Source organism: Domibacillus sp. DTU_2020_1001157_1_SI_ALB_TIR_016 (assembly GCF_032341995.1).
Taxonomy (GTDB): domain Bacteria; phylum Bacillota; class Bacilli; order Bacillales; family Domibacillaceae; genus Domibacillus; species Domibacillus indicus_A.
This window is the reverse complement of the sequence record NZ_CP135439.1, coordinates 2,794,967-2,820,897: the sequence shown is the minus strand read 5'-3', so window position 1 is coordinate 2,820,897 and position 25,931 is coordinate 2,794,967. Positions and strand designations below refer to the sequence as shown.

Annotated in this window: 26 protein-coding genes, 3 pseudogenes and 2 riboswitches; of the genes and pseudogenes, 21 read left to right on the top strand and 8 right to left on the bottom strand. The window is 46.8% G+C overall.

Annotated features, from left to right (window positions below; all coding sequences use genetic code 11):
* Positions 1-492 precede the first annotated feature (492 nt).
* Entirely contained in the window at positions 493-2,670 is a 2,178-nt protein-coding gene (locus tag RRU94_RS22545; protein ID WP_315693088.1) for a GDYXXLXY domain-containing protein, read from the bottom strand.
* A 33-nt stretch (positions 2,671-2,703) separates the two neighbouring features.
* Entirely contained in the window at positions 2,704-3,408 is a 705-nt protein-coding gene (locus RRU94_RS22540) for a TspO/MBR family protein (RefSeq protein ID WP_315693087.1), read from the bottom strand.
* 138 nt (positions 3,409-3,546) lie between these two features.
* On the opposite strand from RRU94_RS22540, the pseudogene RRU94_RS22535 reads away from it, so the two are divergent.
* A pseudogene (locus tag RRU94_RS22535) lies at positions 3,547-3,861 on the top strand (toprim domain-containing protein); the annotation flags it as partial.
* Positions 3,862-4,153: 292 nt separating this feature from the next.
* Here the strand turns inward: RRU94_RS22535 and RRU94_RS22530 are convergent.
* The 3 genes and pseudogenes from RRU94_RS22530 to tnpA form a co-directional block, all read right to left on the bottom strand.
* Entirely contained in the window at positions 4,154-6,343 is a 2,190-nt protein-coding gene (locus RRU94_RS22530) for a DNA topoisomerase III (RefSeq protein ID WP_315693086.1), read from the bottom strand.
* 74 nt (positions 6,344-6,417) lie between these two features.
* Positions 6,418-6,648, bottom strand: a pseudogene (locus RRU94_RS25755) (transposase); the annotation flags it as partial.
* A gap of 497 nt (positions 6,649-7,145) precedes the next feature.
* Complete coding sequence (gene tnpA, locus RRU94_RS22525) at positions 7,146-7,466, bottom strand: IS200/IS605 family transposase (RefSeq protein WP_315696102.1); 321 nt, start codon at positions 7,464-7,466, stop codon at positions 7,146-7,148.
* Between the two features lie 2 nt (positions 7,467-7,468).
* On the opposite strand from tnpA, the pseudogene RRU94_RS22520 reads away from it, so the two are divergent.
* Both RRU94_RS22520 and metA read left to right on the top strand, forming a co-directional pair.
* Positions 7,469-7,774: pseudogene (locus RRU94_RS22520) on the top strand (DNA topoisomerase III); the annotation flags it as partial.
* Between the two features lie 134 nt (positions 7,775-7,908).
* Entirely contained in the window at positions 7,909-8,817 is a 909-nt protein-coding gene (gene metA, locus RRU94_RS22515; RefSeq protein ID WP_315693085.1) for a homoserine O-acetyltransferase MetA, read from the top strand.
* 95 nt (positions 8,818-8,912) lie between these two features.
* On the opposite strand, the gene RRU94_RS22510 is transcribed toward metA, so the two are convergent.
* Positions 8,913-9,689 carry a carbon-nitrogen family hydrolase gene (locus RRU94_RS22510; RefSeq protein ID WP_315693084.1) on the bottom strand — a complete coding sequence of 259 codons (777 nt, stop codon included), beginning with the start codon at positions 9,687-9,689 and terminating at the stop codon, positions 8,913-8,915.
* Positions 9,690-9,790: 101 nt separating this feature from the next.
* A riboswitch (SAM riboswitch) is annotated at positions 9,791-9,892 on the top strand.
* 72 nt (positions 9,893-9,964) lie between these two features.
* Between RRU94_RS22510 and RRU94_RS22505 the strand changes: the two genes are divergently transcribed.
* From RRU94_RS22505 to pabC, 4 genes are all read left to right on the top strand, one after another.
* Entirely contained in the window at positions 9,965-10,477 is a 513-nt protein-coding gene (locus RRU94_RS22505; RefSeq protein ID WP_251272057.1) for a class I SAM-dependent methyltransferase, read from the top strand.
* Positions 10,478-10,540: 63 nt separating this feature from the next.
* The gene (locus RRU94_RS22500) at positions 10,541-11,914 is read left to right on the top strand and encodes an anthranilate synthase component I family protein (RefSeq protein WP_315693083.1); all 1,374 of its coding nucleotides are present in this window, start codon (positions 10,541-10,543) and stop codon (positions 11,912-11,914) included.
* Positions 11,911-12,501, top strand: a complete 591-nt coding sequence (gene pabA, locus RRU94_RS22495) for an aminodeoxychorismate/anthranilate synthase component II (protein ID WP_242233872.1) — start codon at positions 11,911-11,913, stop codon at positions 12,499-12,501. Before RRU94_RS22500 ends, pabA begins: the two co-directional genes overlap by 4 nt.
* The gene (gene pabC, locus RRU94_RS22490; RefSeq protein WP_315693082.1) at positions 12,486-13,322 is read left to right on the top strand and encodes an aminodeoxychorismate lyase; all 837 of its coding nucleotides are present in this window, start codon (positions 12,486-12,488) and stop codon (positions 13,320-13,322) included. The genes pabA and pabC overlap by 16 nt, the downstream gene beginning before the upstream one ends.
* Here the strand turns inward: pabC and RRU94_RS22485 are convergent.
* Positions 13,291-13,626, bottom strand: a complete 336-nt coding sequence (locus RRU94_RS22485) for a general stress protein (RefSeq protein ID WP_315693081.1) — start codon at positions 13,624-13,626, stop codon at positions 13,291-13,293. The two genes, pabC and RRU94_RS22485, sit on opposite strands and share 32 nt — an antisense overlap.
* A gap of 113 nt (positions 13,627-13,739) precedes the next feature.
* Here RRU94_RS22485 and rraA point away from each other — a divergent pair, with 113 nt between their 5' ends.
* Positions 13,740-14,222 (top strand): ribonuclease E activity regulator RraA, encoded by a 483-nt coding sequence (rraA, locus tag RRU94_RS22480; RefSeq protein ID WP_315693080.1) that lies wholly within the window; start codon positions 13,740-13,742, stop codon positions 14,220-14,222.
* Between the two features lie 103 nt (positions 14,223-14,325).
* Here the strand turns inward: rraA and RRU94_RS22475 are convergent, their stop codons facing one another.
* Positions 14,326-14,502 carry a hypothetical protein gene (locus RRU94_RS22475; RefSeq protein ID WP_251272051.1) on the bottom strand — a complete coding sequence of 59 codons (177 nt, stop codon included), beginning with the start codon at positions 14,500-14,502 and terminating at the stop codon, positions 14,326-14,328.
* Between the two features lie 133 nt (positions 14,503-14,635).
* A riboswitch (cobalamin riboswitch) is annotated at positions 14,636-14,823 on the top strand.
* 104 nt (positions 14,824-14,927) lie between these two features.
* On the opposite strand from RRU94_RS22475, the gene RRU94_RS22470 reads away from it, so the two are divergent.
* The 13 genes from RRU94_RS22470 to RRU94_RS22410 are packed head-to-tail and all read left to right on the top strand — an operon-like array spanning position 14,928 to position 25,814.
* Positions 14,928-15,884, top strand: coding sequence for an ABC transporter substrate-binding protein (locus RRU94_RS22470; protein ID WP_315693077.1), 957 nt, complete (start codon positions 14,928-14,930; stop codon positions 15,882-15,884).
* Positions 15,847-16,902 (top strand): FecCD family ABC transporter permease, encoded by a 1,056-nt coding sequence (locus tag RRU94_RS22465; RefSeq protein ID WP_315693076.1) that lies wholly within the window; start codon positions 15,847-15,849, stop codon positions 16,900-16,902. Before RRU94_RS22470 ends, RRU94_RS22465 begins: the two co-directional genes overlap by 38 nt.
* Positions 16,902-18,371: an adenosylcobinamide amidohydrolase gene (locus RRU94_RS22460; protein ID WP_315693075.1), complete on the top strand. Its 1,470-nt coding sequence runs from the start codon at positions 16,902-16,904 to the stop codon at positions 18,369-18,371. The genes RRU94_RS22465 and RRU94_RS22460 overlap by 1 nt, the downstream gene beginning before the upstream one ends.
* Positions 18,368-19,330 (top strand): adenosylcobinamide-phosphate synthase CbiB, encoded by a 963-nt coding sequence (cbiB, locus tag RRU94_RS22455; RefSeq protein WP_315693074.1) that lies wholly within the window; start codon positions 18,368-18,370, stop codon positions 19,328-19,330. The genes RRU94_RS22460 and cbiB overlap by 4 nt, the downstream gene beginning before the upstream one ends.
* Positions 19,305-20,375 (top strand): threonine-phosphate decarboxylase CobD, encoded by a 1,071-nt coding sequence (gene cobD, locus RRU94_RS22450; RefSeq protein WP_315693072.1) that lies wholly within the window; start codon positions 19,305-19,307, stop codon positions 20,373-20,375. Before cbiB ends, cobD begins: the two co-directional genes overlap by 26 nt.
* On the top strand, positions 20,372-20,914 hold the full coding sequence (locus RRU94_RS22445; protein WP_315693071.1) for a bifunctional adenosylcobinamide kinase/adenosylcobinamide-phosphate guanylyltransferase: 543 nt from the start codon (positions 20,372-20,374) through the stop codon (positions 20,912-20,914). Before cobD ends, RRU94_RS22445 begins: the two co-directional genes overlap by 4 nt.
* The gene (locus RRU94_RS22440; protein ID WP_315693070.1) at positions 20,902-22,359 is read left to right on the top strand and encodes a cobyric acid synthase; all 1,458 of its coding nucleotides are present in this window, start codon (positions 20,902-20,904) and stop codon (positions 22,357-22,359) included. Before RRU94_RS22445 ends, RRU94_RS22440 begins: the two co-directional genes overlap by 13 nt.
* Complete coding sequence (cobS, locus tag RRU94_RS22435; RefSeq protein WP_315693069.1) at positions 22,356-23,132, top strand: adenosylcobinamide-GDP ribazoletransferase; 777 nt, start codon at positions 22,356-22,358, stop codon at positions 23,130-23,132. Before RRU94_RS22440 ends, cobS begins: the two co-directional genes overlap by 4 nt.
* Positions 23,090-23,701, top strand: coding sequence for a histidine phosphatase family protein (locus RRU94_RS22430; RefSeq protein WP_315693068.1), 612 nt, complete (start codon positions 23,090-23,092; stop codon positions 23,699-23,701). The genes cobS and RRU94_RS22430 overlap by 43 nt, the downstream gene beginning before the upstream one ends.
* On the top strand, positions 23,653-24,078 hold the full coding sequence (locus RRU94_RS22425; RefSeq protein WP_315693066.1) for a bifunctional adenosylcobinamide kinase/adenosylcobinamide-phosphate guanylyltransferase: 426 nt from the start codon (positions 23,653-23,655) through the stop codon (positions 24,076-24,078). The genes RRU94_RS22430 and RRU94_RS22425 overlap by 49 nt, the downstream gene beginning before the upstream one ends.
* A complete protein-coding gene (locus RRU94_RS22420; protein ID WP_315693064.1) occupies positions 24,075-24,662 on the top strand; it encodes a cob(I)yrinic acid a,c-diamide adenosyltransferase in 588 nt (195 codons plus the stop codon). The genes RRU94_RS22425 and RRU94_RS22420 overlap by 4 nt, the downstream gene beginning before the upstream one ends.
* The gene (locus tag RRU94_RS22415; RefSeq protein WP_315693063.1) at positions 24,659-25,147 is read left to right on the top strand and encodes an ECF transporter S component; all 489 of its coding nucleotides are present in this window, start codon (positions 24,659-24,661) and stop codon (positions 25,145-25,147) included. Before RRU94_RS22420 ends, RRU94_RS22415 begins: the two co-directional genes overlap by 4 nt.
* On the top strand, positions 25,140-25,814 hold the full coding sequence (locus RRU94_RS22410; RefSeq protein WP_315693062.1) for a type 1 periplasmic-binding domain-containing protein: 675 nt from the start codon (positions 25,140-25,142) through the stop codon (positions 25,812-25,814). The genes RRU94_RS22415 and RRU94_RS22410 overlap by 8 nt, the downstream gene beginning before the upstream one ends.
* The last annotated feature ends 117 nt before the right edge of the window (positions 25,815-25,931 follow it).

Below are 25,931 nucleotides of genomic sequence, written 5' to 3'. Positions count from 1 at the left end.
AAGGATGTGGGGTGTTTGGACGGGAGTCGATAAGGCGGCGGGCGCGCGGCTTCGCTTTCCATGGGGCAGGCGCTGAGCCCGTCTTTGCAGCACAGCTGCCCAGCCGGTCTCAGCCGACCCGCTTGTCCCATAGGAGTCTTCGCCGCACACCCGCCGCCTGTGTGGTTGAACAGAATTTTATAGCCTGACAGATCTACTTGCCCCCATCACTAAAGCGGTAAAAGCGGAGATTGACATGCCTTCTTTGCTGATTTTTCGAAACAAATGGGGAAGCTGGCCGGACGAAGACTCCTGCGGGATGCACAGTGAGTCGGGAGACCCCGCAGACGCGTCCGCCGAGGAGGCTCCCGCACTGCCCTAAGGGGCGCGAAGTCCGGCCGGCTTCCCCTATCGGCTCTTTTTGAGAAATGATATTTCCAGAAAAGTCTCCTGCTCACTTTCGGTAGTAAAAGCTTTCGAAAAAAACAGCCCGAAAGAAATCGGGCCGTTTTTTTAGCGAATGGTTTCTAAAAGGGCATCTCCATTTTCAGCGATGCGGATAATTGCATGTGTTTTTTGCTCCCACTTTGTTCCTGTATTTTCAGGAATAAAGAAATGCTCAATACCGAGGGTTAATGTGCCATATCGCCCGGAACCTTTTATAAACAGGCCGTCTGGCTGCTGGTGCGTAAACGTTTCTGCTTGATAGACTGGAATCTGTTTTCCGTTATAGGATATAAACTTTGAAGTAGGCTTTAAGGACACATTGATTTTGCCTTCCGGAGGAGCTGTAGAGCTGTTATAAAATTGATCGCTGTACACTGTACCGATGGTGTAGCCAAGCTGAACATAGTCTCCTTGAATAAGGGAGCGCGGATCCACAGGAGCAAGCTCCAGCGCAGCCACTTCTCCTTCTTGAAGAAGCTGTTCTTTCTGCCAGGCAGTCGTGATTAAAAAGGCAGCTTGCAGCACAAGCACCACTGCAAACAGGCCGGCGCTCCATTTTTTGACGGGAACCGGGACGGTGTGTTTTCTTCCCCAGATGAACCAAAGGATGAAAAACAGCAGGCTGATCAGTAAAAAAGAAAGCGACTTATGCAAAAGCAGCCAGGCGTATTCATAGTATTTCCAGATAAAAAAGCCGATAAAAGCTGCCCAGACCGGCCAGCGGTACAGCCTTCTTTCCGAGGCAGGCTTAAAAAGGTGCCAGAAAATATATAAAAGAAACACGGCATGAAGAAAAAGAGAATCCCAGCCTTTTTCAGTCAGCGAGTAAAGCATAAAGAGAAGAGACAGCCAAAAACCAGCCATGCCGACAGGCTGCTCTTTGAAAGAAAGAAACACGACCGCATTTCCTACAGCAGCCGAGAATAACACCCACGTGCTAACAGAAAGCGATACATCATTTTCTGTCAGCAGGCGTAAAATGCCATACAGAAGCACAGCGTTCGCTGATATATAATAAAGAATGGATTCATTTCGTTTAAAAAGCAGTACAGTCAACAGCACGAGCGGAACCGCAAGGAGAAAAGCCGTCCAGGTACGATCCCATTCGGACACGAGATAAGAGAACAAAAAGATAAGTCCGGTAATTTGAAGTGTAAGACGGACCACCAGCCACGATTCTTTTTTTACAGCCAGGCCTGCAGCCGTGCAAAGAAGGGCGAGAACGAGAAAGCTGAGCGAAAAGTTTCCGCTGAACCCAAAAAGCATGCCGACAAACGAGCTCAGAGAAAACACGGCAATCAGTGTGCCGATGAATGCCAGGGCTCCTGTGAAAAAAGTAATCGTGTACCGTCTCCATTTATGATCACGCATGCTGCCGGAAGAGGCAATTTTTCGAAGGCCGATAATACTAAAAGCAAAAAGTAAAAGCAGCATCGGAAAACCTGTGTAAAAAATAAATTCTCCAAGCAGCTGGTAGGTCATGTAAAACACGTTCGGAACCACGTACAACCCGAAAAACAAAAGATGAACGCCTAATTCAAATGGATGGCTTTTTTGTGAACCGATAAACGCTCTCCAAAACAAAACGATAAATACAATATACGCAGCATGAAGCAGCAGAAAAACGGCACGGTAATCCATGTTGCCGGCAAGCGTATCATAAAGCATATGCGTATCGAGCAAATAAACCGCGCACCCCTGCATGATAACCAGAGATATAAACGAAAGCTTTTCTTCCTGGAGTTTGCGCCAGAAAACATAAATCGCTCCGTGCAAAAGAATGGCCCCTAAATAAATGAGCAGCTGCTCGCCATTCGTGTAGGTAATAAAGGCACCGGTTGGGTACAGCTTCAGCCAGAAAGTGAGCTCAAACAGTAAAAATGCGAGCCAGTACAGCGGCCGATAACGGGTAAAGGCGGCCAGGAGAACGGCAGGGATCAGTGTAACGAAAAATAGCACGTATGAATCCGCATGTGAGTTATACATCTGGCCAATGAGCGCGGCGGCCACCGCAAACGCAACAACCGACAGCAGCAGCCACCAGTTGCCGAGATACGCAAATGTGCGGCTTCTGCGGTATAAAAAAGCCAGTATGGCACAAAGGAGCAAAACCGATATGCTTAAACCGATTTTCACCGGACGGTCAAGCCCGGGCCAGTTGGCGGCGAAAAAATAAATAATGGCAGCAAAGAAAAAAATGAGGCCAAGTAAATAAGGAATGTCGCCTTTTTTTTGCGCAAACATAGGTATTCCTCCTCTTCTTTTTCTTTCAGTATACTATTTTTTGCGGGAGAAGAGAGAAGAGAGAAAAACAATTAAAGCGGCTCCGACGGCTGTAAAGGCGATAAAAGGCTCATCTGTCCAGTTTCGGGCTGCGATGCCAAAGAAGGCCCAAACAAACACAAGCGGATACACGGGGTCCCGGTGTGCAAAGCGAAACGTCACAGCCAGTACAGAAGCTAAAACAATCAGAAGAATCGTCCAGATGGCAGCCGAAAGGCCAAAGCCGTTCCATTTATAGTACGTTAAGGTATAGCTTATATTAGCCATTACAGCCACGCTGACCCAGCCGAGATAAACTGAAAATGGAAACCGGTCCCAAAAAGAAAAGTGTTCCCTTTCGATGCGTGAATAAATGATGATAAGTGAAACGAGCAGTGCGATGATCACCAGCGTGCTAAGTACCAAAAACTCATAGTGCCAAAGAAAAATCCATGTTGCATTAAAGGCACAGCTGAATAAAAAGGGTACATGAACCTTCCGATCAATATGAGATGGTTTGAAGCCCCGAAGCAGCCAAATAAGCAGCAGAAAATAAATGAATCCCCAAATCGAAAATACATAGCCGGCCGGTGTGAAAAGAACGTTTATTTTGTCGGAAATCTCGCCGGTCGTCTGTCCATTAAGGGGGACAGCGTTTGCCAGGCTGTTTACGGCCACAACGACAAGAAAGCCAATTAAATTAAGCCAAAAAATTCGCACAAAATCGCCTCCTTTTTTCGTTCTTTTCCCTTTTACTTATATGCGCTAACCCTTGTCCTTTTTCTGGTTGATATTTCAGAATAATTTTTGGGTGTGTGATATATATAGAAACAGTGCACCAATAGGAAGGATGGTTATATGAGCAAAACCGTTGTACTTGCAGAAAAACCATCCGTTGCCCGTGATATTGCCCGCGTTCTAGGATGCAGCAAAAAAGGGAACGCATTTTTAGAAGGAAATCAATATATTGTCACATGGGCGCTTGGCCACCTTGTGACACACGCAGATCCGGAGGGCTACGGCGATCAATATAACACGTGGAACATAGTGGATCTGCCGCTTATGCCAAATACGTTGAAAACCGTGGTGATCCGCCAGACGAGCAAGCAGTTTCATGCGGTAAAAGCACAGCTTCTGCGAAAAGATGTCTCGACCATCGTCATTGCGACCGATATTGATTTATATCTATAAAATGCGATGTACATAATTCCTAAAAGCTCTTTATGCCTTGATAAATTAAGAATATCTAAATGCTTTTTTTACTCATTAATAAAAACTGCACATAATTCATTTTTTGATGAATTATGTGCAGTTTTTTCTGAAGAATTTTAATTAAGATTAACAAAAAAGGCACGCAAAAATAATAGAAGAAAATAAGTCCCTATATTATTTGGATGTTATCTCTTCAATAATAAAACAGAAGCACCTATCCAAACTTGTAGATAGATACCTCTGCTTTTATAATTTAATCAAATTTTATTCCTTTTAATGCATCTGCAAATGCATTATTTATTGGTTCGACATCTTTTTCTTGCTGTTTTAAATATTTTTGCACACTTCGTTTATCTACTTTTCCACCAGATTCTTTCTTGCGTCTTGCTTCAAAGGCAGACAATTTCTCGCGATATCCACATTTACATGTGAAAATTTGACCTGCACCTTCACCGCGAAGTTCCATTTTCTTTTTACATTGAGGGCAGCGAGCATTCGTAACACGTGCAACATTTTTACGGTGACCACATTCACGATCTTGGCAGACAAGCATTTTTCCTTTTTTTCCGTTTACTTCAAGCATTGGTTTCCCGCAGTCTGGACAAGATTTCGTTGAGATATTGTCATGCTTGTATTTTTTATCGCTTGCCTTAATTTCAGCAACGATTTTTTTAGTGTAATTTTTCATTTCGGAAATAAATACTTCTTTTTTCAGTTTGCCATTTGCAATTGCTTCAAGCTTTTGCTCCCATTCAGCTGTTAATGTAGGGGATTTTAATTCTTCTGGTACTAGATCAAGCAACTGGCGCCCTTTTGACGTAATATGAATGTCTTTACCACGTTTTTCAATTAAGAATGAGTTGAATAACTTGTCAATAATGTCAGCTCGCGTTGCTACAGTTCCCAAGCCACCAGTTGATTTTAAAGTTGCTGCAAGCTGTTTGTTCTGTGTGTCCATGTACTTTGTAGGGTTTTCCATGGCTGAAAGTAATGTCGCCTCATTAAAGCGTGCAGGAGGTTTTGTTTGACCTGAGGTTTGCACAATTAATTTTACATCTAATTTATCGCCTTGTTCGATGCTAGGTAAAATTTGTTCTTTCAAATCATTTTCTGCGTCGTCATCCTCAAATCGATTTTCGTATGCTTCTTTCCAACCATTTGATAAAATGGTTTTCCCTCTAGCAACAAAGTTTTCATTACCGATTTTCGCACGAAGTGTTAATTGTTCATATTCAAACGCTGGGAGTAACACAGCTAAAAACCGTTTAACCACTAAGTCATAAATTTTACGCTCTTTATCTGTAAAAGCCGAAAAATTTACATAATCTTCTGTTGGGATAATAGCGTGGTGATCTGAAACTTTACTATCATCGACAAATGATTTCGAAGCTTTTATAGGCTTGCTTAAGATCTTGTTTGTTAAAGAACGATATTCTCCAACCCCGCAAGCTTTAAGACGCTCTGAAAGTGTTCCTACGATGTCTGAAGAGATATAGCGTGAATCTGTACGAGGGTATGTCAATACCTTGTGTTGCTCATACAGTTTTTGCATAATATTTAGCGTTTCTTTTGCTGAGTAGCCAAAAATCTTATTCGCGTCACGTTGTAGCTCTGTTAAATCATAAAGGCCAGGTGCAAATGATTTTTTCTTCTTTTTATCAATTTCTGTAACTACTGCATCAAGGCTTCCAAGCTTTTTAACAATGGTATCGATTTTTTCTTTTTCGAAACTACGGCTGTTACCTTTTGCGTCTTGCCATGTCAGCTTTAAATTCTCTGATGTCTGTGCTTCAATGCCATAATAAGTCTGTGCTTTGAAATGCTTAATTTCTTCTTCACGTTGGGCAATAATCGCAACTGTTGGTGTTTGGACACGTCCACAATTTAACTGTGCGTTAAAACGCGTTGTTAGAGCACGTGTTGCGTTTAATCCGATATACCAGTCGGCTTCAGATCGTGCCACGGCCGATGAATATAAATTGTCGTAGGCTTTTCCAGGTTTAAGGTTTGCGAAGCCGTCTTTTATTGCTTTATCCGTTACAGATGAAATCCATAAACGCTTAATCGGTTTATTTACTTTTGCTTTTTCAATAATCCAGCGTGCGACTAATTCTCCCTCTCTCCCTGCATCAGTAGCCACAATTATTTCGTTAACATCATTTCTAACGAGCTGACTCTTAACAGAATTAAACTGTTTTCCAGTTTGCTTCATTACAACTAATTTCATGCGTTCTGGAAGCATTGGAAGATCCTCTAAATTCCATGTTTTATATTTATTATCGTAAGCCTCTGGATCTGCCAGCGTAACCAAATGTCCTAATGCCCACGTAACGATATATTTATCACCTTCTAAAAATCCATTTCCTTTTTTCGTACACTTCAATACATTTGCAATATCGCGTGCAACAGAGGGCTTCTCGGCGATTACTACACTTTTTGCCATTTCTTTGAACTCCTTTACTGACTATGTACCGTCTAATATACCATAGTTTTAAGGAGGAAAATGTTTAGATGCTTCTATTTAGCAGTGATAATAAACATCGCTTGCTTAAGAATTTCGATCTCTTGTTTTAAACGTCTATTTTCTTTACGGATTTCATTTAATTTTCTAGGAGTGATTGTTGTTTCTATGCTTGAATGAAGTTTAATCCATTTGTAAATAGAAGTAGGGGACACCCTATATTCTGTTGCTAAGTCTGAAACAGACCGGCCCTCAATGTGTAATTTAACAACTTGTTTTTTAAACTGTTCGTCATATCTTTACTATCTTCAAAGTCTAACTTAAATAGCTCGTTAAACTTTTTTATGTTGTGATTATCTGAATCAACAGTACTTGAAGCTACTAATTCATTTTGAAAAATCTTATTAGGTTTATCCAATTCTAAAACTTTTGAAAGTTGACTTGGTAAAGGAATAATTTCTGCCCTCACATTGGCTTGTTTTAACTTCTCAGAACGCCCATACCAATGAGAGAAATACCTTTAGTTCTTGTGTATGTTTGATAAAAAAATTTGTATTTTCTCTCAGAATGAAACAACTATTTTTTTAATATAGTTTTTTGGGTTTAGCTTAAGAGCAGTTTATTTCATAATAGATGAACAAAAAATTAGCGCCGCATCCCCCTTCAAGATCTCCGATTTAGTGGGGGTTAGGCGCTAAGGTTTTTATTCTCCCTGTTCCTCTATATATTTTTTTATCACGTCGATTGTTGCTCTGCCTGTCGTTAAAATCATGTAGCTTCGGCCCTAAAAATAAGGCTTCCAATAAAATCGAGAGAGTTCCTGAGAGAATTCTTTTCTTATATACCGCGATGTAACGGTTTTATAGCTGTTAATGGTATTCACTAAGTTAATCTGAGGAGGGGCATCAAACAAAATATGTATATGATCCTCTTCGCCATTCATTTCAATTACCTGGCAGTTCCATTTTTCGAAGAGGCTGTCTGTGATCTCTTTCAGTCGTTTCATCATGTTTTGTGAAATACATTTTTTTCGATATTTTGTGACAACAACTAAATGATAAGTTAGTTTGTATCGGGCGTGTCTGTTCCTGTTATATTCGCTCATACCGGGAATGCGGCTACCGCAAGCAGGTTGCCCGTGTAACAAACGCCCGCTGCCCGAACTGCCACAAGAAAATGGAAATGCGGGGCGAAGGAGAAGGCCGCTTGTTTGTATGCAAATGCGGCCATCGGGAGAAGCTGTCTGCATTTGAAAAAAGAAAGCAAAAAAGTGGCAAGGGTGCGGCAACGAAGCGTGATGTGAATCAGTACCTGAAAAAACAAAACCAGGATGAACCGGTGAATACGGCGCTGGCAGATGCACTGAAAAACTTAAAACTATATTCGAACAACCGTTCCAAATTATTATTTTAGAATAATAATTTGGAACGGTTGTTTTTTTCTGAAAAAGGTGTCTATAATGATTTCAGAAACAAGAGCAGGGGATATCTATTTGGCTACTGTTTGTATCGTTTGTTTATTCATTATGACTTGTAGGGAGGAACATTATGCCGATTAATATACCGCATCAGCTGCCGGCACGCGAAGTGCTGGAAAGAGAAAATATATTCGTCATGGACGCGGATCGTGCCAGAACGCAGGATATTCGCCCGCTTAATATTTTAATTCTGAACTTGATGCCGGAAAAAGAAAAAACAGAAGCTCATCTTTTGCGTCTTCTTGGTAATACGCCGCTTCAAGTGAATGTCTCGTTCTTATATACGGCCACATATGAATCTAAAAACGTAAGTAAATCCCACCTCGAGCAATTTTATATTACGCTTGAAGAAGCGAAAAGCCGCCGTTATGACGGCTTGATTATTACTGGAGCGCCGATTGAGCTGATGGAGTTTGAAGCGGTCAGCTACTGGGCGGAGCTGCAGGAAGTTATGAACTGGGCAAAAACAAATGTAACGTCTACTTTGCACATTTGCTGGGGAGCACAAGCAGCGCTGTATCACCATTACGGCATCGGCAAGTTTGAACTGCCTAAAAAATGCTCTGGTGTATACGAACATGCAATCACCGATCCGACTGTAAAACTACTGCGCGGGTTTGACGATGTATTTTCGGCACCGGTTTCCCGCCACACAGATGTCAGCCAGGAAGCGATTGAGGCGAATGATGAACTGATTTTGCTCGCTTCTTCACCAGAAGCAGGCCCGCTGCTCATCATGTCAAAAGATGCGCGGAATATTATGATTACCGGACATCTTGAATACGATGCAACTACGCTAGCGGAAGAATACGAGCGTGACTGTGCGAAAGGCCTTGAGATAGACATGCCGGAAAACTACTTTCCAGGCAACAACCCTGCTAGTCGTCCGCCAAATAAATGGCGCTCTCACGCTCATTTGCTTTATTCAAACTGGCTTAACTATTACGTCTACCAGGAAACACCGTACGAATGGAAATGAAAGAGCAAGACCGTCCACGCATAATGGGCGGGTTTTTGCTTGCCCCTGGCTCCATAAAAAAAGCGCTGCCGGCATGTGCCGGCGGCGCTTTTTGCTTAATAAAACGATGTTCTTCTGTCTTCGAAAACAGGAATGCGGCTGCGGATTTCATCAATCGCACCAAAATCTATTTCACCGATAAGCATTTCCTCCGCTTCGCCTGCTTCAGCAATCACTTCACCCCACGGGCCGATAATCATAGAATGCCCGGCAAACTGATTGTCAGGGTCGGAACCAGACCGATTACAGGCAATCACATAAGCCTGATTTTCAATCGCGCGCGCCGTGAGCAGTGTGCGCCAGTGGTCTACACGGGCGAGCGGCCATTCGGCAGGAACGAATAAAACACGGGCGCCGTTTACAACTTGTTTACGGAACCATTCCGGAAAGCGAATGTCATAGCAGATAAATCCAGCCATCTTTTCACCGGCCAACTCAAACAAACCATCTTCCTCGCCGTCAATTAAATATTTTTCCTCATGCATAAGCCGGAACAAGTGCAGCTTGCTGTATTCATGAATGAGGCGGCCGTCTTTATCAACGATAATCATTGTATTTTTAACACCGCTGCCCGTATCATTGGCAACCGATCCGCCAACGATGTGCATGCCGTATTTTTGAGCTGCCTCTGTTAAAAACTGCTTGGCCCGCTCTGCTCCGCGGTCCGCAATTTCATTCAAGCGCGTTAAATCATAGCCAGTTGTCCAAAGTTCTGGCAGCACAGCCAGCTCGCAGCCGGCTTCGCTTGCTTTTTTTAAAAAGTCTGCCGCCCGGCTGTAATTTGCTCCCGGGTCGCCAAACGCTATATCCATTTGCAGACAGGCAATTTTCATGTTTTTCATCTCCGTTGTCTTTTTAAAAATTGTAACATGGTTGACAGGAAAAATGAAACATGTCATAATCCTCCTTAACAAATAAACGGACAATTGCATACATCTTATCAAGAGCAGGTAGAGGGACAAGCCCTATGACACCCGGCAACCGACCTATAGCAGGCACGGTGCTAATTCTTGCAGCGAAAGCTGAGAGATAAGAAGACTAACTAGAAAACCTTTCTTCTTATTTCGTGAAGAAAGGTTTTTTTATTTTTAAAAAGGAGGCGTCGGTCATGACCGTCAAAAACAAAACAGACAAGCCGTTAAAGATTGAACAAGGAAATTTATATACTACTATTCGACCTCAGCAGGGAGAGCGTGTCATGATTATCGGCGGCTCTGAAACGCTGACAGCGCGGTGTTCAGACGCAGGCGCAGCCGTTTTGCCGGTCGTTTCGTTTGCGCAGGTTCAGCAGCATGAATTTGATACAGTAGCAGCGCCGCTGTCTGTTCATCCGTATGCGGACGGAGCACAATGGACCGCTAAAGCCTATGAAGCGCTGAAAGAAGGGGGCCGGTTTGTTGCGGATTTCGCAGAATCAAGCTCTCTGCCTTCGGCATCAGACTATCCATACGCCGAATCACTTGCCGGTTACTGGGAGAGACTAAAAGCGGCCGGCTTTTCCACGATCTTATTTCAGCAGCTGTCCGCCAAGTCAGCACAAGAAGCTGTATTAAACGGCTGGACAGAGCTTGTATCATCTAAATATCCCGTTACGGTCAATCGTTTTATCGCTGTGAAATAACATTTTCAAAATGGGTGCCGCCGTATTATGATAAGGGCAACAACATGCGAAAGGTGGCACCACGTGAACATTTTTTACCGAAAAACGTCATATACACATGAACAATTTTTTCACCAATATACAGCACTTTCAAAAAATGAGCCCCATCATGCACTGCTTGAAAGCGGCCGGGGCGGACGCTATAGCTTTGCGGGTATTCAGCCTTCTGCCATCGCGGTTTCCGCTGAAGAAGGACTTGTTTTAAAAAAAGATGGGAAAGAGAAGCGGATAGCCGGCAATCCGGTTCATGCGCTTGTTTCGCTTCTTGACGAACGCAAAGTACCGAGGAAGGAAGGGCTGCCGGATTTTCAAGGCGGCGCTATTGGCTGGATCAGCTATGACTATGTCCGGTTTATCGAAGATCTTCCGGATCATGCTGAGGATGATACCGGCCTGCCGGATACATGCTTTTTGTTTTTTGATCAGTGGGCGGCGTTTGATCATCACACGAATGAGCTTTTTGTGATGCAGCTTGCCGAAACGGAAGAAGGACTGGATGAGTGGTTTGAAGCATGGGGTGACCCAGCAGGACCGGTAGATTGGACATCTGGACAGGGAACGGATAAAACAGACGTTTCTTTCCCGGAAGAACAGTTTAAAGAAGCGGTTGAACGGATTCGTGAATATATTGCGGCAGGAGATGTGTTTCAGGTGAATTTATCGGTTCGCCGTGCCCGTCCCCTCACCGTACCGCCGCTTGCTGTGTACGCGGCGCTTCGCAACTTGAATCCTTCTCCTTATATGGCTTATATTCAAACACCGGACTTTCAAGTCGTTTCCGGCTCGCCGGAGCTGCTGGTGAAAAAAAGCGGACAGAAGCTGTCAACCCGGCCGATTGCCGGGACACGTTCACGCGGTAAGGATGACGCTGAGGATGAGCGTCTTGCAAAAGAGCTCATCGACAATGAAAAGGAACGAGCGGAGCACGTAATGCTTGTGGATTTGGAGCGCAATGACCTGGGCCGTGTTTCCCGCTACGGCTCTGTTCATGTGGATGAATTTATGGTCATTGAAAAGTATTCACATGTCATGCACATTGTGTCTAATGTGTGCGGAGAGCTGGCGGAAAAGAAAACAAATGCTGATGTGATTGACGCTGTTTTCCCGGGCGGAACGATTACCGGAGCGCCAAAAGTGCGGACGATGGAAATTATTGAAGAGCTTGAGCCGGTACGCCGCGGCATTTACACCGGCTCCATCGGCTGGATTGGCTATAACGGAGATATGGAACTAAACATTGTCATTCGTACCATGCTCAGTGCGGGCGGCTATGGATATGTCCAGGCCGGTGCAGGCATTGTCATTGACTCAAAGCCGGAATATGAATACAAAGAGTCGCTGAAAAAAGCAGCCGCCATGTTAAAGGCGATGGAACTTGCGGAGGATGCACACACATGATTTTGATGATTGATAATTACGATTCATTTACGTATAACCTTGTTCAATATCTTGGAGAACTTGGTGAGGATCTGGTTGTCCGGCGGAATGATGAAATAACCGTTGCCGCCATTGAGGAGATGAAACCGGATTTTGTAATGATCAGCCCGGGACCGTGCACACCAAATGAAGCGGGAATCAGCCTGGAGACAGTTGAAAAGCTGTCAGGCCGGGTTCCGCTTTTTGGGGTTTGTCTTGGCCAGCAGTCGATTGCACAAAGCTTCGGCGGTGATGTTGTGCGCGCCGAGCGGCTGATGCACGGCAAGACGTCGCCTGTTTTTCATGATGGCAAAACCATTTTCAAAGGATTGCCAAGCCCATTTCGGGCGACCCGTTATCATTCACTGATTGTAAAAAGAGAGACACTGCCGGACTGCTTTGAGATATCGGCCTGGACAGAGGAAGGTGAAATTATGGCCATCCGCCATAAAACACTAGCGGTGGAAGCGGTCCAGTTTCATCCAGAGTCTATCATGACCGAATATGGAAAAGAAATGCTGCAAAACTTTATGGATACGTACAAGGAGCGGCCATGTTCACATACGTAAATGGACAGGTTATCCCGAACAGTGAAGTGCGTATTTCTCCGTTTGACCATGGATTTTTATATGGTGTCGGCGTATTTGAAACGTTTCGCACGTATGATGGAAGGCCTTTTTTACTCGGCGAGCATCTAAACCGGCTTAATCAAAGCTTGCAGGAGCTTCATATTGATCTACAGGTTGCGCGTGAAGAAATGCTGGATATTTTAGCGCAGCTGGAAGAAGCAAACGGATGGCGTGATGCGTACATCCGGTTTAATGTGTCAGCCGGAGAAGGAGACATTGGGCTGCAGACCGCTCCGTATCAAAAACCAAATGTGATCGTGTTTCAAAAAAAGCTGGCACCTGCCGGGCCAATGACCGAAAAAAGGGGTGTTTGGCTTGAAACGAGGCGGAACCGTCCGGAAGGTGAAAGCCGGCTGAAATCCCATCATTATTTAAATAATATTTTTGGGAAAAGGGAAGCCGGGAGTGATCCTTCTATAGAAGGGATATTTTTGACCGAAGACGAGTTTGTCGCAGAAGGCGTAGTATCGAATATGTTTTGGATCGAAAAAGGAACGCTGTACACGCCAGCGCTCCAAACAGGTATTTTGGGCGGCGTTACCCGCCGATTTGTCATGGATATTGCCCGTGATACAGGTCTCCGCGTTGAGGAAGGCCTGTATACGCCGGCCGAGGCAGAAGCGGCGGACGAAGTGTTTGTAACCAATTCCATTCAAGAAATCGTACCACTGCGGGCACTTGGTGAAAAAACATTTCCGGGTGCTGCCGGCGAAGCAGTGCAGCTATTATTTAAACAGTACCGGAGTGCTGTTCGTCAGTGACGAGCAGCACTTTTTCTTTTGCAAGCTCCTTGTGATACTTTTCCGCGTCTTCTTCAGATAAACCAAAGTCAATAAGTACGTCTTTCACCGGCTTTTCACGGGTAAAAATCGATTTTACTTTTTCTTTTAAGGAAGGGCCCGCGGTTTCTACATTTGCTTCCGTCCGATTTTGGATGGTTAAGTATACATCGGCATCCTTTGTAAGAGCTGTTATTTTAGCGGGATCATATCCTTCTACTTTTAAATCTTCTATTTTACGAATCACATCAATTTCTCCATCAAATAAGCCAATTACCTGTTTCATGATAAACCTCCCTGCAAAATGAATTATCATTCTTTTCCCTGGGTTTTCTCCATGAAAACCTGGAGGGATCAACCAGGTTTTGTCGAACCTAAAGGAAAAGGGAGATGATAAAGGTGATTAAAACAGCTGATTTATGTGATCATTATGCAGAAGAACTCACGCTCGTCGGACTTGAGCTGAAGTCATACGGGGGCAAAAAGCAATTTCATGGGCCTATTTCAACCGTGCAGGTATTTGAAGACAATGTACTTGTAAAGCAGGCGTTGCAGACGATTCCGTCCGGGCATGTTCTTGTAGTGGATGGAGGCGGCTCAAAAAACTGTGCACTTGTTGGCGATTTGCTTGGTGCAATTGCGGAAGAAAGAAAACTTGCAGGCATCCTTATCAATGGCTGTGTGCGTGATACAGCAGAGCTTGCTAAACAAAATATCGGTGTTTTAGCCCTCGGCAGCAACCCGTTTAAAAGTGTGAAAAAAGGCGAGGGAGAAAGGGATATTTCGGTCACATTTGGCGGCGCTGAATTTGTGCCAGGGCAATATGTGTACGCAGACGAAGATGGCATTCTGATTGCTGAAAAACCGGTACACGAAAAGTAAAGTTCGGGAGTGGATCGTTTTTCTTCCTTATTATTATGTTTTTTAAACGTGCAGAAAAACGGCTCCAACATATTGTTTATGGTGGAGCCGTTTTTTTTCTTTTTTAAAGTTTGTCATCATGTGAATGGTCACGATGATTAATAAATTGGCCCTCTTCATCTGGCGGCCTGTCGACTTTAGGCGCATCGGCAGGATAGGATGAGCCTCGGATAAAGCGGATTAGGATAAAACCTACAATGATGATAACGGCCAAAATCAGAAAGACTGTTAGTCCGTTCATGGAGCCCGCCTCCTTTATTCCTTCTCTTCCACTTATTTTAAACAATAAACCTTTATCTCACTCTTCAAAACGGAATATTCAAAAAGTATTCAGTTTCGACTCTTCTTCGGGTATAATGAGCGATGACGGAAAACATATAGGAAATGAGCAAGGTGAAGCCGCTTTGTGCGGATTCTGAAAAGGGAAGCTGGTGAAAGTCCAGCGCGGTCCCGCCACTGTAAATGGGAGCATCCGGCAGACTTGCCACTGTGCAAAAGCACGGGAAGGCGCCGGGTGTGATGAACATAAGCCAGGAGACCTGCCCTGCTCATGCACCAAAAACCTGCGCGGATAGGTGGTGTGACGAACCCTGATTTCGGGTTCTTCATGCGCCTTTTTTTAAACAGAGGTGCTTTTTTTGTGTGTTAAAAAAGGAGGAAATACAAATGAAAAAAACGTGGATCACACTTGGTCTATCAGCAGCACTCTTAGCAGGCTGCGGAGGCGGGGAAGAAAAAACGACTGATACAGCCAAAGAAAATGAGCCGGCGAAAGAAACCGCTGCTTTTCCTGTGACCGTTACAGGAGCCGACAATCAAAAAGTAGAAATTGAGGCAGCGCCTAAACGTATTGTTACACTCGCGCCGAGCAATACGGAGATTGTATATGAGCTTGGGCTGGGTGAGGAAGTTGTGGGAGTTTCGGATAATGATACATATCCTGAAGATGTTAAAAACAAAGAAAAAGTAGGCGGAATGGAGTTTAACGTTGAAAAAATCATCAGCTTAAAGCCGGATTTAGTGCTGGCGCATGATTCTGCTGGGGCTGCTGCGGAAACAGGTATTCAACAGCTTCGTGATGCTGGTATTGATGTACTTGTGATCAACAATGCAGCCAGTATTGATGAAATGTATCAATCATTTGAGCTAATTGGTGAAGCAACAGGAACAACGGCAGAAGCAGAAACAGAAGTAAAAGAATTAAAAGCTGGCTTTGCCGACCTTGAAGAAAAAGCTTCTTCTATTAAAGAAGAAAACGAAAAAAGCGTGTTCTTTGAAGTAGATCCGACCTTGTATACAGCAGGAAATGGTACGTTTTTAAATGAAATCTTCGACATGCTTCATATTAATAACACGATGGCCGACCAAGAGGGCTGGCCGCAGGTAACAGAAGAAGCGGTTATTGAAAAAAATCCAGATGTTATCCTATTAAACTATGGAGGTTATGTTGAAAACGCAGTGAATGGTGTGTTGAAGCGTGAAGGCTGGAGCAATGTAAATGCAGTAAAAAATAAAGAAGTATTTGAAGTAAATGCGGATCTTACAAGCCGGACTGGCCCGCGCCTTGTAGAAGGGGCTGAAGCCATTGCGGAAGCGGTCTACCCAGACGTTTTTGCTCAATAAAAAAACGGCTTACATCATTGCGCTGATTTTTCTGGCTGCTGCCGCATTTGCCGGAACAGCAGCGGGAACGATTAGGGTACCATTTAGCCAGATTGCGGCTATTCTAGCACATCATATCGTTGGAACGGAAGGGAATATAGATCCGTCCATTGATAATATTGTATGGGAAATCCGTTTTCCCCGCGTTGTACTGGCAGGACTGATTGGGGCCTCACTGGCGATTGCGGGAGCTGCTTTTCAAGGCTTGCTCCGCAACCCGCTGGCGGATCCATATACCCTTGGCGTTTCATCGGGTGCATCGGTAGGAGCGGTTCTTGTATTGTTTTTTCATGTATCTATTCCGTTTCTGGGCGGCTTTACGCTTCCCGTTGTAAGTATAGTGACGGCTGTGCTGACGATTTTTTGTGTACTGCTGTTTGCGCAGGCCATTGAACGATCGATGAAACTTGAAACCATTATTTTAACCGGTATTATTTTCAGTTCGTTTTTAGGCTCATTTATTTCGCTCATGATTGCCCTTACGGGGGAAGAGCTCCGGCAAATCATCAATTGGCTGCTTGGCAGTGTGTCAATGCGGGGATGGCCTTATGTACAGCTGATGCTGCCGTTTTTTGCAGGAGGTGCACTCCTTCTGCTGTACTTGGCGCCAGAGTTAAACGCCATGTCATTTGGAGAAGAGAAAGCGAAACACCTGGGAGTGAATGTTCAGCGAAAGAAAATACTCGTACTGATTGCAGGTTCCATTTTAACTGGAGCGGCCGTTGCGGTATCCGGTACAATCGGATTTATCGGCCTCGTGGTTCCACATTTTGTACGGCTTTTGATCGGGCCTGACCATCGACATTTGCTGCCCTTGTCCATGATTGCCGGCGGTGGATTTTTGATTATAGCAGATCTTGCCGCCCGTACGATCATTTCACCGACAGAGCTGCCCATTGGCGTCATTACATCGCTGATTGGTGCACCGGTATTTGCACTTATTTTAATGAACCGAAAACGAAAAGGGGGCGTCGCGTGATGCTGCAAGTGAACGAGCTTTCAGGAGGATACGGAAGCGGGCTTATTGTCCGCGGCGTATCCTTTTCTGTTAAACAGGGAGAATTATTCGGTATTTTGGGGCCGAATGGAAGTGGTAAATCAACTTTACTGAATATGATCAGCGGGCTGATCAAGCCGGCTGCGGGAGAAGTTCTCATAAAGGGAAGACCGATTGATTCATACAGTCCGAAAGAGCTGGCGCGCATTATAGCGGTTCTTCCGCAAATGACGTCCAGCCAGTTTGCCTATACGGTAAAAGAAACGGTGTCGCTTGGACGGTACGCGCACCAAACCGGTTTTTTTAAATCATGGACTGAGAGGGACGAAGAAATGGTACAGGAAGCGATGCAGCGGACCGGAACAGCGGCGTTTTCTGAAAAACCGTTGTCTGCCCTGTCCGGCGGTGAACGGCAGCGTGTTTTCCTTGCGCAGGCGCTGGCGCAGGAGCCGGAAATCCTGCTGCTTGATGAACCGACCAACCATTTAGATCTGCCTTTTCAAAAAGACCTGCTCGATTTGCTGAAAAGAATGACAGCAGATGGATTAACGGTCGTTTCCATTTTTCATGACTTAAATTTATCTTCTTTATACTGCGACCGGCTGCTGCTTATGAACAAAGGAAGAATTCATGCGCTCGGCCAGCCGACTGATCTGATGGTGGAGCAGGAGATTCGGGATGTGTACAGCACAGAGGTGCAAAAGCAGCCGCATCCGGAAGTGCCAAAGCCACAGATCAGTATCCTGCCGGAAAGGGTCCTGTCAAAAGAAGCTGTTGACATTGATGCGCATTTGCTTGAGCATCATGGCGGGCACCTGGTGCTTCGTTCACCCATCCCCCTTAAATCGCTGTCATCCGGTGTGATTGGCGCCGGATGGGGATGGCGGAACACGTTTGTAAACCGTCATGTGGACAAGCATTACAATATCGATAACTATGAGCAGGAAGCTGCTGCTTATTTTACGCAAAATGGATTTAACCTGCAGGAAACCGTTGGAATGATGACGGCCGTTTATATGGAGGATGCAGACTGGCGAAAAGAAGTGCAGGAAGATGCTTCTGTTTTTGCGGTGGCAACAGCCGGTGCCGGCAATGCAGTAGATGTTACGCATCCGCGCAGCAGCTGGAAGCAGCATCCTGCGCCAGGAACGATCAATATATGGGTTTTTGTAAACGGAAAATTATCGGAAGAAGCTTTTGTCCAAGGGATTATGACAGCTACCGAGGCAAAAACAAAAGCGCTTGCGGATAGAGGAGTGTTGGATGTGAATACGGGAACAACGGCAACGGGCACCTCAACAGATAGTATATTAATAGCAGCAACACAGAACGGTTCCTATCACCAGTTTGCCGGATCGGTTACGCCGCTTGGCATTGCGATTGGCCGGGCGGTCTATCAATCGGTGACGGCGTCTCTTGAAAAAACAGCCCGCAGAAAGGGCGGCCTGTGATCGGTCATGCTGCGGCGATCGTCATCGCCCTGTTTCTGGACCGGCTTGTTGGTGATCCGCGCAGCTGGCCGCATCCGGTTAAATGGTTTGGCGCGCTGATTGCTTTGTTGGATAGAAAGTGGAATAAAGGAGACCGCCGTTTCGAAAAAGGACTGGCTATGCTGGCCGTTGTTCTTCTCATGACCGGCGTATGTTCATTTGGCGCGCTGGCGCTCGCTGCCCGTATTCATCCTTTTTTCTCTATTACTTTAGAAGCCGTCATGATCTGGGCATCAATTGCACCGCGAAGCTTGAAAGAAGCAGGAATGGATGTGTATCACCCGCTCATTGCCGGCGATATGAAGGAAGCGCGCCATAAGCTTTCGTGGATCGTCGGGCGTGACACGGAAAAGCTTGATGAAGGGGAGATTACGCGCGGGGCGGTAGAAACCGTCGCAGAAAATACATCGGATGGCGTGATCGCTCCGCTGTTTTGGGCAATGGTTGGCGGAGGCGGAGCCGCCCTCCTGTACCGTGCTGTCAATACGTGTGATTCGATGGTTGGATATCGAAACGAACGGTACGGCAGATTCGGCACGGCATCTGCCCGTTTTGATGATATCGTTAATTTTATTCCTGCCCGTTTGACCGCCGTCCTGCTTATTTTAGCGGCCAAAAAGCCGCAGGGAGGACGGGGCTATGCATGGCATATCGTACGGCGCGATGCGAAAAAGCATCCATCGCCAAACAGCGGCTGGTGCGAAGCAGCTGTAGCGGGGCTGCTTCAAATTGAGCTGGGTGGATTAAATACATACAAAGGTATTGTGTCAGACCGTGCCCGAATGGGAGATGCCATTCGTCTCCGCCGCGCGGAACACATTATCGAAGCCGCTAAATTAATGGAACGAGCTGCTTATTTATTTGTGCTGCTGTTCCTTGCAGGAGTGATCATTTATGAAGCTGCCATCACATGGGGCTAACCCCGGTCATTTATATCAGGCATCGGGCGTAGAAAAACCGGAAAGCATGATAGATTTTAGTGTAAATACAAATCCGTATGGGCCGCCCCGCTGGCTCAAAGAAACATGGCCGTCTCTTTTTGAAGTGGTGGAAGACTATCCGGACCCGTCCGGTAAAGCAGCCAAAGCAGCCATTGCCGCCCGATTTTCTATCGGTTCGGGAAATCTTTTGCTCGGCAATGGCGCGGCTGAGATTATTCATTTTATTGCCCGCCATGCGGCCGGCCGCAAAGTGGTGATTGCAACGCCGGCTTTTTCGGAATATGAAGATGCCTGCCGGGCGTACGGCTGCGAGATCCGGCATGTGCCGGTTGATCCGGAAAACTGGGTGCTGCCAATTGAAGAACTGGCCGAGCAGGCAAAAGAAGCAGCCGTACTGTTTCTTTGCACGCCAAACAATCCAACCGGACAGGTGTTTCAAAGAGAAGAGCTGCTTGCGCTGCTTCGCCAGACCCGCCTGTTTGGCACATGGATTGTTGTGGATGAAGCTTTTTATGATTTTAACAGCAGGGAGTCTTTGATCACAGAGATTGCTTCGTTTCCGCATTTAGCGGTGCTGCATTCCATGACGAAAATGTACGCGGTCGCCGGCCTGCGCATCGGCTACGTGGCAGCTTCACAGGAAATCATTCATGCCCTTACACCTTACCAGCCTCACTGGAATGTAAATGCGATTGCGCTTCGGACCGCCGAAAGAATCGCGCAGGATACGGTCCATGCCGAGCAGACGAGAAAGTGGATTGAAGAGGAAAGGGATTGGACCGCAAGTGAGCTGGCGAAAGCAGGATTTATGGTTCTTCCATCTGCTGTAAATTTTTATTTGCTGCGGGATCCGGCACTCGTTGACCAAAAACCGCTGCTCCGCTTTTTGCTTGGGAAAGGTGTCGTCCTGCGCCATACAGAAAACTTTCGCGGGCTGGATGGAAAATGGCTTCGTTCCGCGGTCAAAGGAAGGGTGGAAAATGAGCATCTGCTCACTGCTTTAAAGGAGTGGAAGGCGCAATGATCGTTTTTATTACAGGAGGTGTCCGCAGCGGAAAAAGCAGCCTGGCTGAAAAGCTAGCGATGCAGCTGGCCTATGAGGAAAGCCGGCTCGTTTATGCAGCATGCGGACAGCGGACAGACAGCGAAATGAAGGAACGTATCCGGCACCATCAAGATCGCCGGGCAAACTCAGGTGCCAGATGGATAACGGTGGAACAATCTGTCGACCTGGGCCAGATCGAGACAGCGCCGTCTGATATACTGCTGGTCGATTGTATTACAACGCTTTTGGCCGGTGAGTTTTTTCGTGAGGACAAGCCAGTCTCCGAAGCAGACGAACGAATCGTAAGTGATTTGCTTTCGCTGGCTGGCCGGGCGCATGCGGTCGTTCTTGTTTCCAACGAGCTGTCATTCGAGCCGATGCCGGGTGAATTGACGGCGCAGTATGCGAAAAAGCTCGGCCTGGTTCACCAGCGGCTTGTACAGGAATGCGAGACTGCTATTTTAGTAGAGCACGGTATTCCCATTGTCAAGAAAGGCGGGATTTTATGCGCGGAGTGATGATTCAAGGAACCTCTTCCGATGCGGGAAAAAGCTTCGTTGCGACGGCTCTTTGCCGTCTTCTTTTGCAAAAAGGATACCGGCCTGTTCCATTTAAGCCGCAAAATGTATCGAATAACTCCTACGTGACAGCCGACGGAAAAGAAATCGGCCGGGCGCAGGGACTGCAGGCCGAGGCGGCGGGCCTTGAGGCCAGTCCCTTCATGAATCCGCTGCTTTTAAAGCCTGCGGGCAATGGCTCGTCGGAAATTGTGCTGTTTGGGGAACGGCTTGAAGTCATGTCTGGCATGGCGTACAGAAAGTCCTATTATGAGCAGGCCATTTCCGCTATTCAAACAGGGCTGGCAGAAGCAGAAAGGCTGGGCGATACACTTGTGATTGAAGGTGCTGGCAGTCCCGTTGAAATGAATTTGAAAAAACGGGAAGTCGTGAACATGAAAACGGCGGAGCTTGCGGATGTGCCTGTTCTTTTAACAGCAGATATCGACCGCGGCGGCCTGTTTGCCTCGCTTGTCGGAACACTCGCTCTTTTAGAGGAAGAAGAACGCAGGAGGGTAAAAGGCATTATCATAAACCGGTTTCACGGTGACCCTGCTTTCTTTGAAGACGGGAAAAAGTGGATAGAAGATTATACGGGTATTCCTGTTCTCGCGGTTCTTCCGTTTTTGCCGGGGCATGCGCTTGAAGGAGAGGATTCTCTTTCGATCCGCAATGTAAACCGGGAGGGAGCCCATATAAAGCTTGCTGTTATCCGTCTGCCGTACGTATCCAATGGAAGTGATATAGAACCGTTTGCATTTGAGGAAGATGTGAGTGTGCACTGGGTGGGCAGTGCGGATACGTTTGGGCAGCCGGATGCGGTCATTATTCCAGGTACAAAAAGCGCTTTTGCGGATCTCCGCTTTTTAAAAGACACCGGTCTCGCCCAAAAAATCTGTTCCTTTGCCGAAAAAGGAGGAACGGTTATGGGCTTATGCGGCGGCTTTCAGCTCATGGGAAGAGAGCTGGTTGATCCGGAAGGCCGTGACACCGGGGTGCCGGGTTCGATTGAACGAGCACTTAGCCTGATTCCGGCTGATACGGTATTCCAAAAGAAAAAAACGGTCATCCGTACAACAGGAACAGCGAATGGGATTCCACTGTCCGGTTATGAAATTCACTTTGGCCGGACGACCGTAGACGGCCCGCCATTTTTAACGGGGGCTTCGCATGCGGACGGCTATCGTTCAGAAGATGGGCGGCTTTGCGGTACGTATTTACATCATTTATTTTACAATGATGCTTTTCGAGCCGACTGGCTGAATAGGCTTCGTCTGGAAAAGGGTCTGACGAAGCGGCCGCCGGCAGATATAAACCGGGATGGCACCTATGACCGGATTGCCGCTCATCTTGAGAAGTATCTTGATTGGCCGGCGTTTGAGGCTATTTTGGAGGATCGGCAATGAAATCCTACTTATACGCTGCCGGGATCATCCTGCAATTTTTTACGATCGTTCCTTTGCACCGAACTTTGCCCATGGAGCGGGCTGAGCGAAAAGCTGTTCTGCATTTACTGCCGCTGCTTGGCATTGCGAAAGGATGTATCTATGCCGGCGCTTTTTGGATGCTGCTGGAATGGAGTCCCTTTTCAGTGCTGTCCGCTGCATTTCTTGTCTGGCTGCTGCCCATTGCGTTAACCGGAGGACTGCATTTGGACGGATGGATGGACTGGGCAGACGCCCATTTTTCCTTTCGTGATAAGGAAAAGAGGCTTGCTATTTTAAAAGATCCCCATATGGGTGCATTCGGAGTCCTGGCCCTTGTTTTGCTTTTAGCAGCTAAATTTCTATTTATTTACGAAACGGTGCGTGCTGGCAGCGGATATACATACAGCATCGTTCTCATTCCGTTTTTTGCACAGGCGCTCACCGGCCTTCTGCTTCAGTACGTACCGCCGGCGAAAGAAGAAGGCTTAGCTGCTTTTTTTCAACAAGGGCGCTCTGCTTCACTGCCATTTGTCTACGGCTGTTTTTTCCTAATCGCTGTGCTTGTTTATACACTTCACCCTATGTTTTGGGTAATGGCAGGTGCTTCGTGGATATATTTTATATGGATAAAAGGCACCATGAAAAAAGAATTCGGCGGAATGACCGGAGATTTACTCGGTGCTTCACAGGAAGGAGCGGAACTGCTGTTATGGATGATTGTGTGGCTGTCGGTCTCTTTCGGCATGGAATAACAGAAGCAAACGAGAGGAAGCAATTCTGCGGCTGGACCGATGTGCCGCTCAGCGAAAGCGGAAGAGCGGCGCTTGGGCGGCCAATGGCAGAGTATGATTGGATCGTAACAAGTGATTTAGTGCGCTGCAGGCAAACTGCCTCAGTGTTTTGGGCGCAGCCGCAAACCGTGTTCGACAAACTGCGTGAGTTTCATTTTGGGGAGTGGGAAGGGAAAACCCATGTTGAGCTGGAGCATGAACCTGCTTATCAGCGCTGGCTTGAGGACTACTCTCTTCCAGTACCGGGCGGCGATTCGTATGCCTCCTTCGCCAAACGGGTGGAAGAAGGGTTTCGCGATGTATTAAACGAAATGGCTGAGCGGAACATCCAGCGTGCGGCGCTTGTGACCCATGGGGGTGTGATCCGCCATTTATTATCGGTTCGGGCGCCGGAAGCAAAAGGATTTGGTGAATGGACATCAGAAAATGGGCAGGGGTTCGAGCTTTCGGGAAGCCTGGCCGACATGAGGAGGGGGAAACGATGCACTTCGTTACGGGCGGTGCCTTTAACGGCAAGAAAAAATGGGTGACCGCTTTTTATGGGCTGGAGCAGAAACCGCACCAGTGGCATTCGTTTTATAAAGAAAAGGAAGCACCTGAATTAAGGGAAGAAATCGTTGTATTGGAAGGGATAGAGCGGTATATACGTGCCCTGCTGGAGCGGTCTGAAACACCGGAGGAAGCCCGGCTGCTGTTTCGAAAACAGCTGGAGAAGTGGCAAAAAGAAGACCGAATAGTGATTTTAATTGGGACGGATATTACAAAAGGCATTGTGCCAATGAATGCTTTTGACCGTTTTTTCCGTGATGCAGCGGGCTGGTGTTTTCAAGATACGGCAGCCGCCTCCAGACGTGTAGACACCGTCTGGTATGGTATTGCCGAAACAATAAAGGAGGAAACAGAATGAGACTGTATACACGAACAGGCGACAAAGGAGAAACGAGCATTATCGGAGGACGGGTTGGCAAAGACAATGTCCGGGTAGACGCCTATGGCACAGTTGATGAATTAAATTCAGTTGTCGGCATAGCGATGACTGAGCTTGACCCGGTCAATTTTCATGATATTCTGGCGGATCTGGAAACCATTCAGCATGAACTGTTTGACTGTGGCGGTGATCTAGCTACGATCAATGGGAAACGCGGTTTTAAGCTGCAGCAGGAATCGATTGATAACATGGAAGTAAAAATTGACACGTATATTCAGGAAGCGCCGGAGCTGGAACGATTTATCCTGCCGGGCGGCTCAAAAGGCTCTGCCCATATTCATTTGGCACGCACAGTAGCACGCCGGGCGGAACGTCTTGTTGTCGCGCTTATGCGCACGGGTGAAGAAGTGCACCCGGTGACGCTGAAATATTTAAACCGTTTATCAGACTATTTCTTTGCCATTGCCCGTGTTATTAACTTTCGTGAAGGTGTGAAAGATGTGGAGTACGTTCGGAGCGCGAATGTTTTCCGGAAAGGAAAACGGAAAGAGGACAAATCATGAGAGCGGGAAAAGTAAGCTGGCTGGCACTGTTTATTGCGCTGTCTGTGGCGGGCGGGATGATAAAAGTGCCGGCACCTGTTTCAAGTGTGGCGCTTGATTCATTTCCGGCACTGATTGGTGCGGTTTTGCTGGGCCCGGCCGCAGGTGCCTTGATCGGTGCTTTTGGCCATATCGTCTCAGCGCTGTTCGGCGGCTTTCCGATGGGGCCGCTGCACGGGATTGTGGCAGCGGAAATGGCCGCCGTTATGTGGGTGTTCGGCAGGATGTACCGATCAGGCTGGAAATGGCTGGCCCTGCCGGTCTTTGTCTTTTTAAATGGAATCGTGCTGCCGGCGCCCTTTATCCCCTTTATGGGTATGGCGTTTTATGTAAGCTCGGTACCGGCGATTGGAGTTGCTGCTTTGATCAACGGTGCAGCCGCTTATATATTGCTTCCTCGCCTTGTACCTCTATTTAAGAAACGGTATGGACGTTTTTATGCGTGATGTAATTCGAACAAACGGACTGATTATCGCTGCTGATAACAGCGGCGCTATTGGAGAAAAGGAGCATGATGCCGTCCGGGCTCCGTATGAAGTAGTTGGTTACTTTTCAGCCCGGGTTGCTTTAATGGAATGTATTGCTGCTGGCGGAGAGCCGTTTGCGGCAGTTCTTCATAATTTCTCCGGAGATGCGGCATGGAAGCCGCTCAAGGAAGGGGCTCAGCGGGCGGCTGCTGAGCTTGGCTGTGCACTGGAGGTGACCGGCAGTACAGAATCGAACTTCAGTATGCTTCAGTCAGCCGCCGGCATGGTCATCATCGGCCTGCCCGCTCGGGAAGCCGGCTGTGTGGAAGGAAGCGAAGTACAGTACGGCGTTGTCGGCAGGCCGCTCGTCGGCAATGAAGTACTGGAATGCGCAGAAGATGTAGCGCCTCTTGCTGTTTTTCATGAAATCGTCAAAATGGAAGGTGTCCGGGCCGTTTTACCTGTCGGGTCAAAAGGAATTGCCTATGAGCTTGAGCAGCTTTCCGGCAAAAAGGGCCGCTGCGAGCTGGATATGAAAAAATCAGCCGGACCGTCTACTTGTTTTTTAGTTGCCTTTGAAGAAGGAGCGGCACAGCGAATCGAAGAAGCGGCAGGCCGGCTTTACCGGCTGCGCCTCGTTGAATAAGGCTGCCCGCAAACGTCCGTTTTCGGCGTCACTTGCCGTCTGCGAATGCTCATGACCCGAAAACGGTCACTCCGCTTCTCAGTCGGCGGCGTTCCTGGAAGAGCAGGTGTTTTCAAT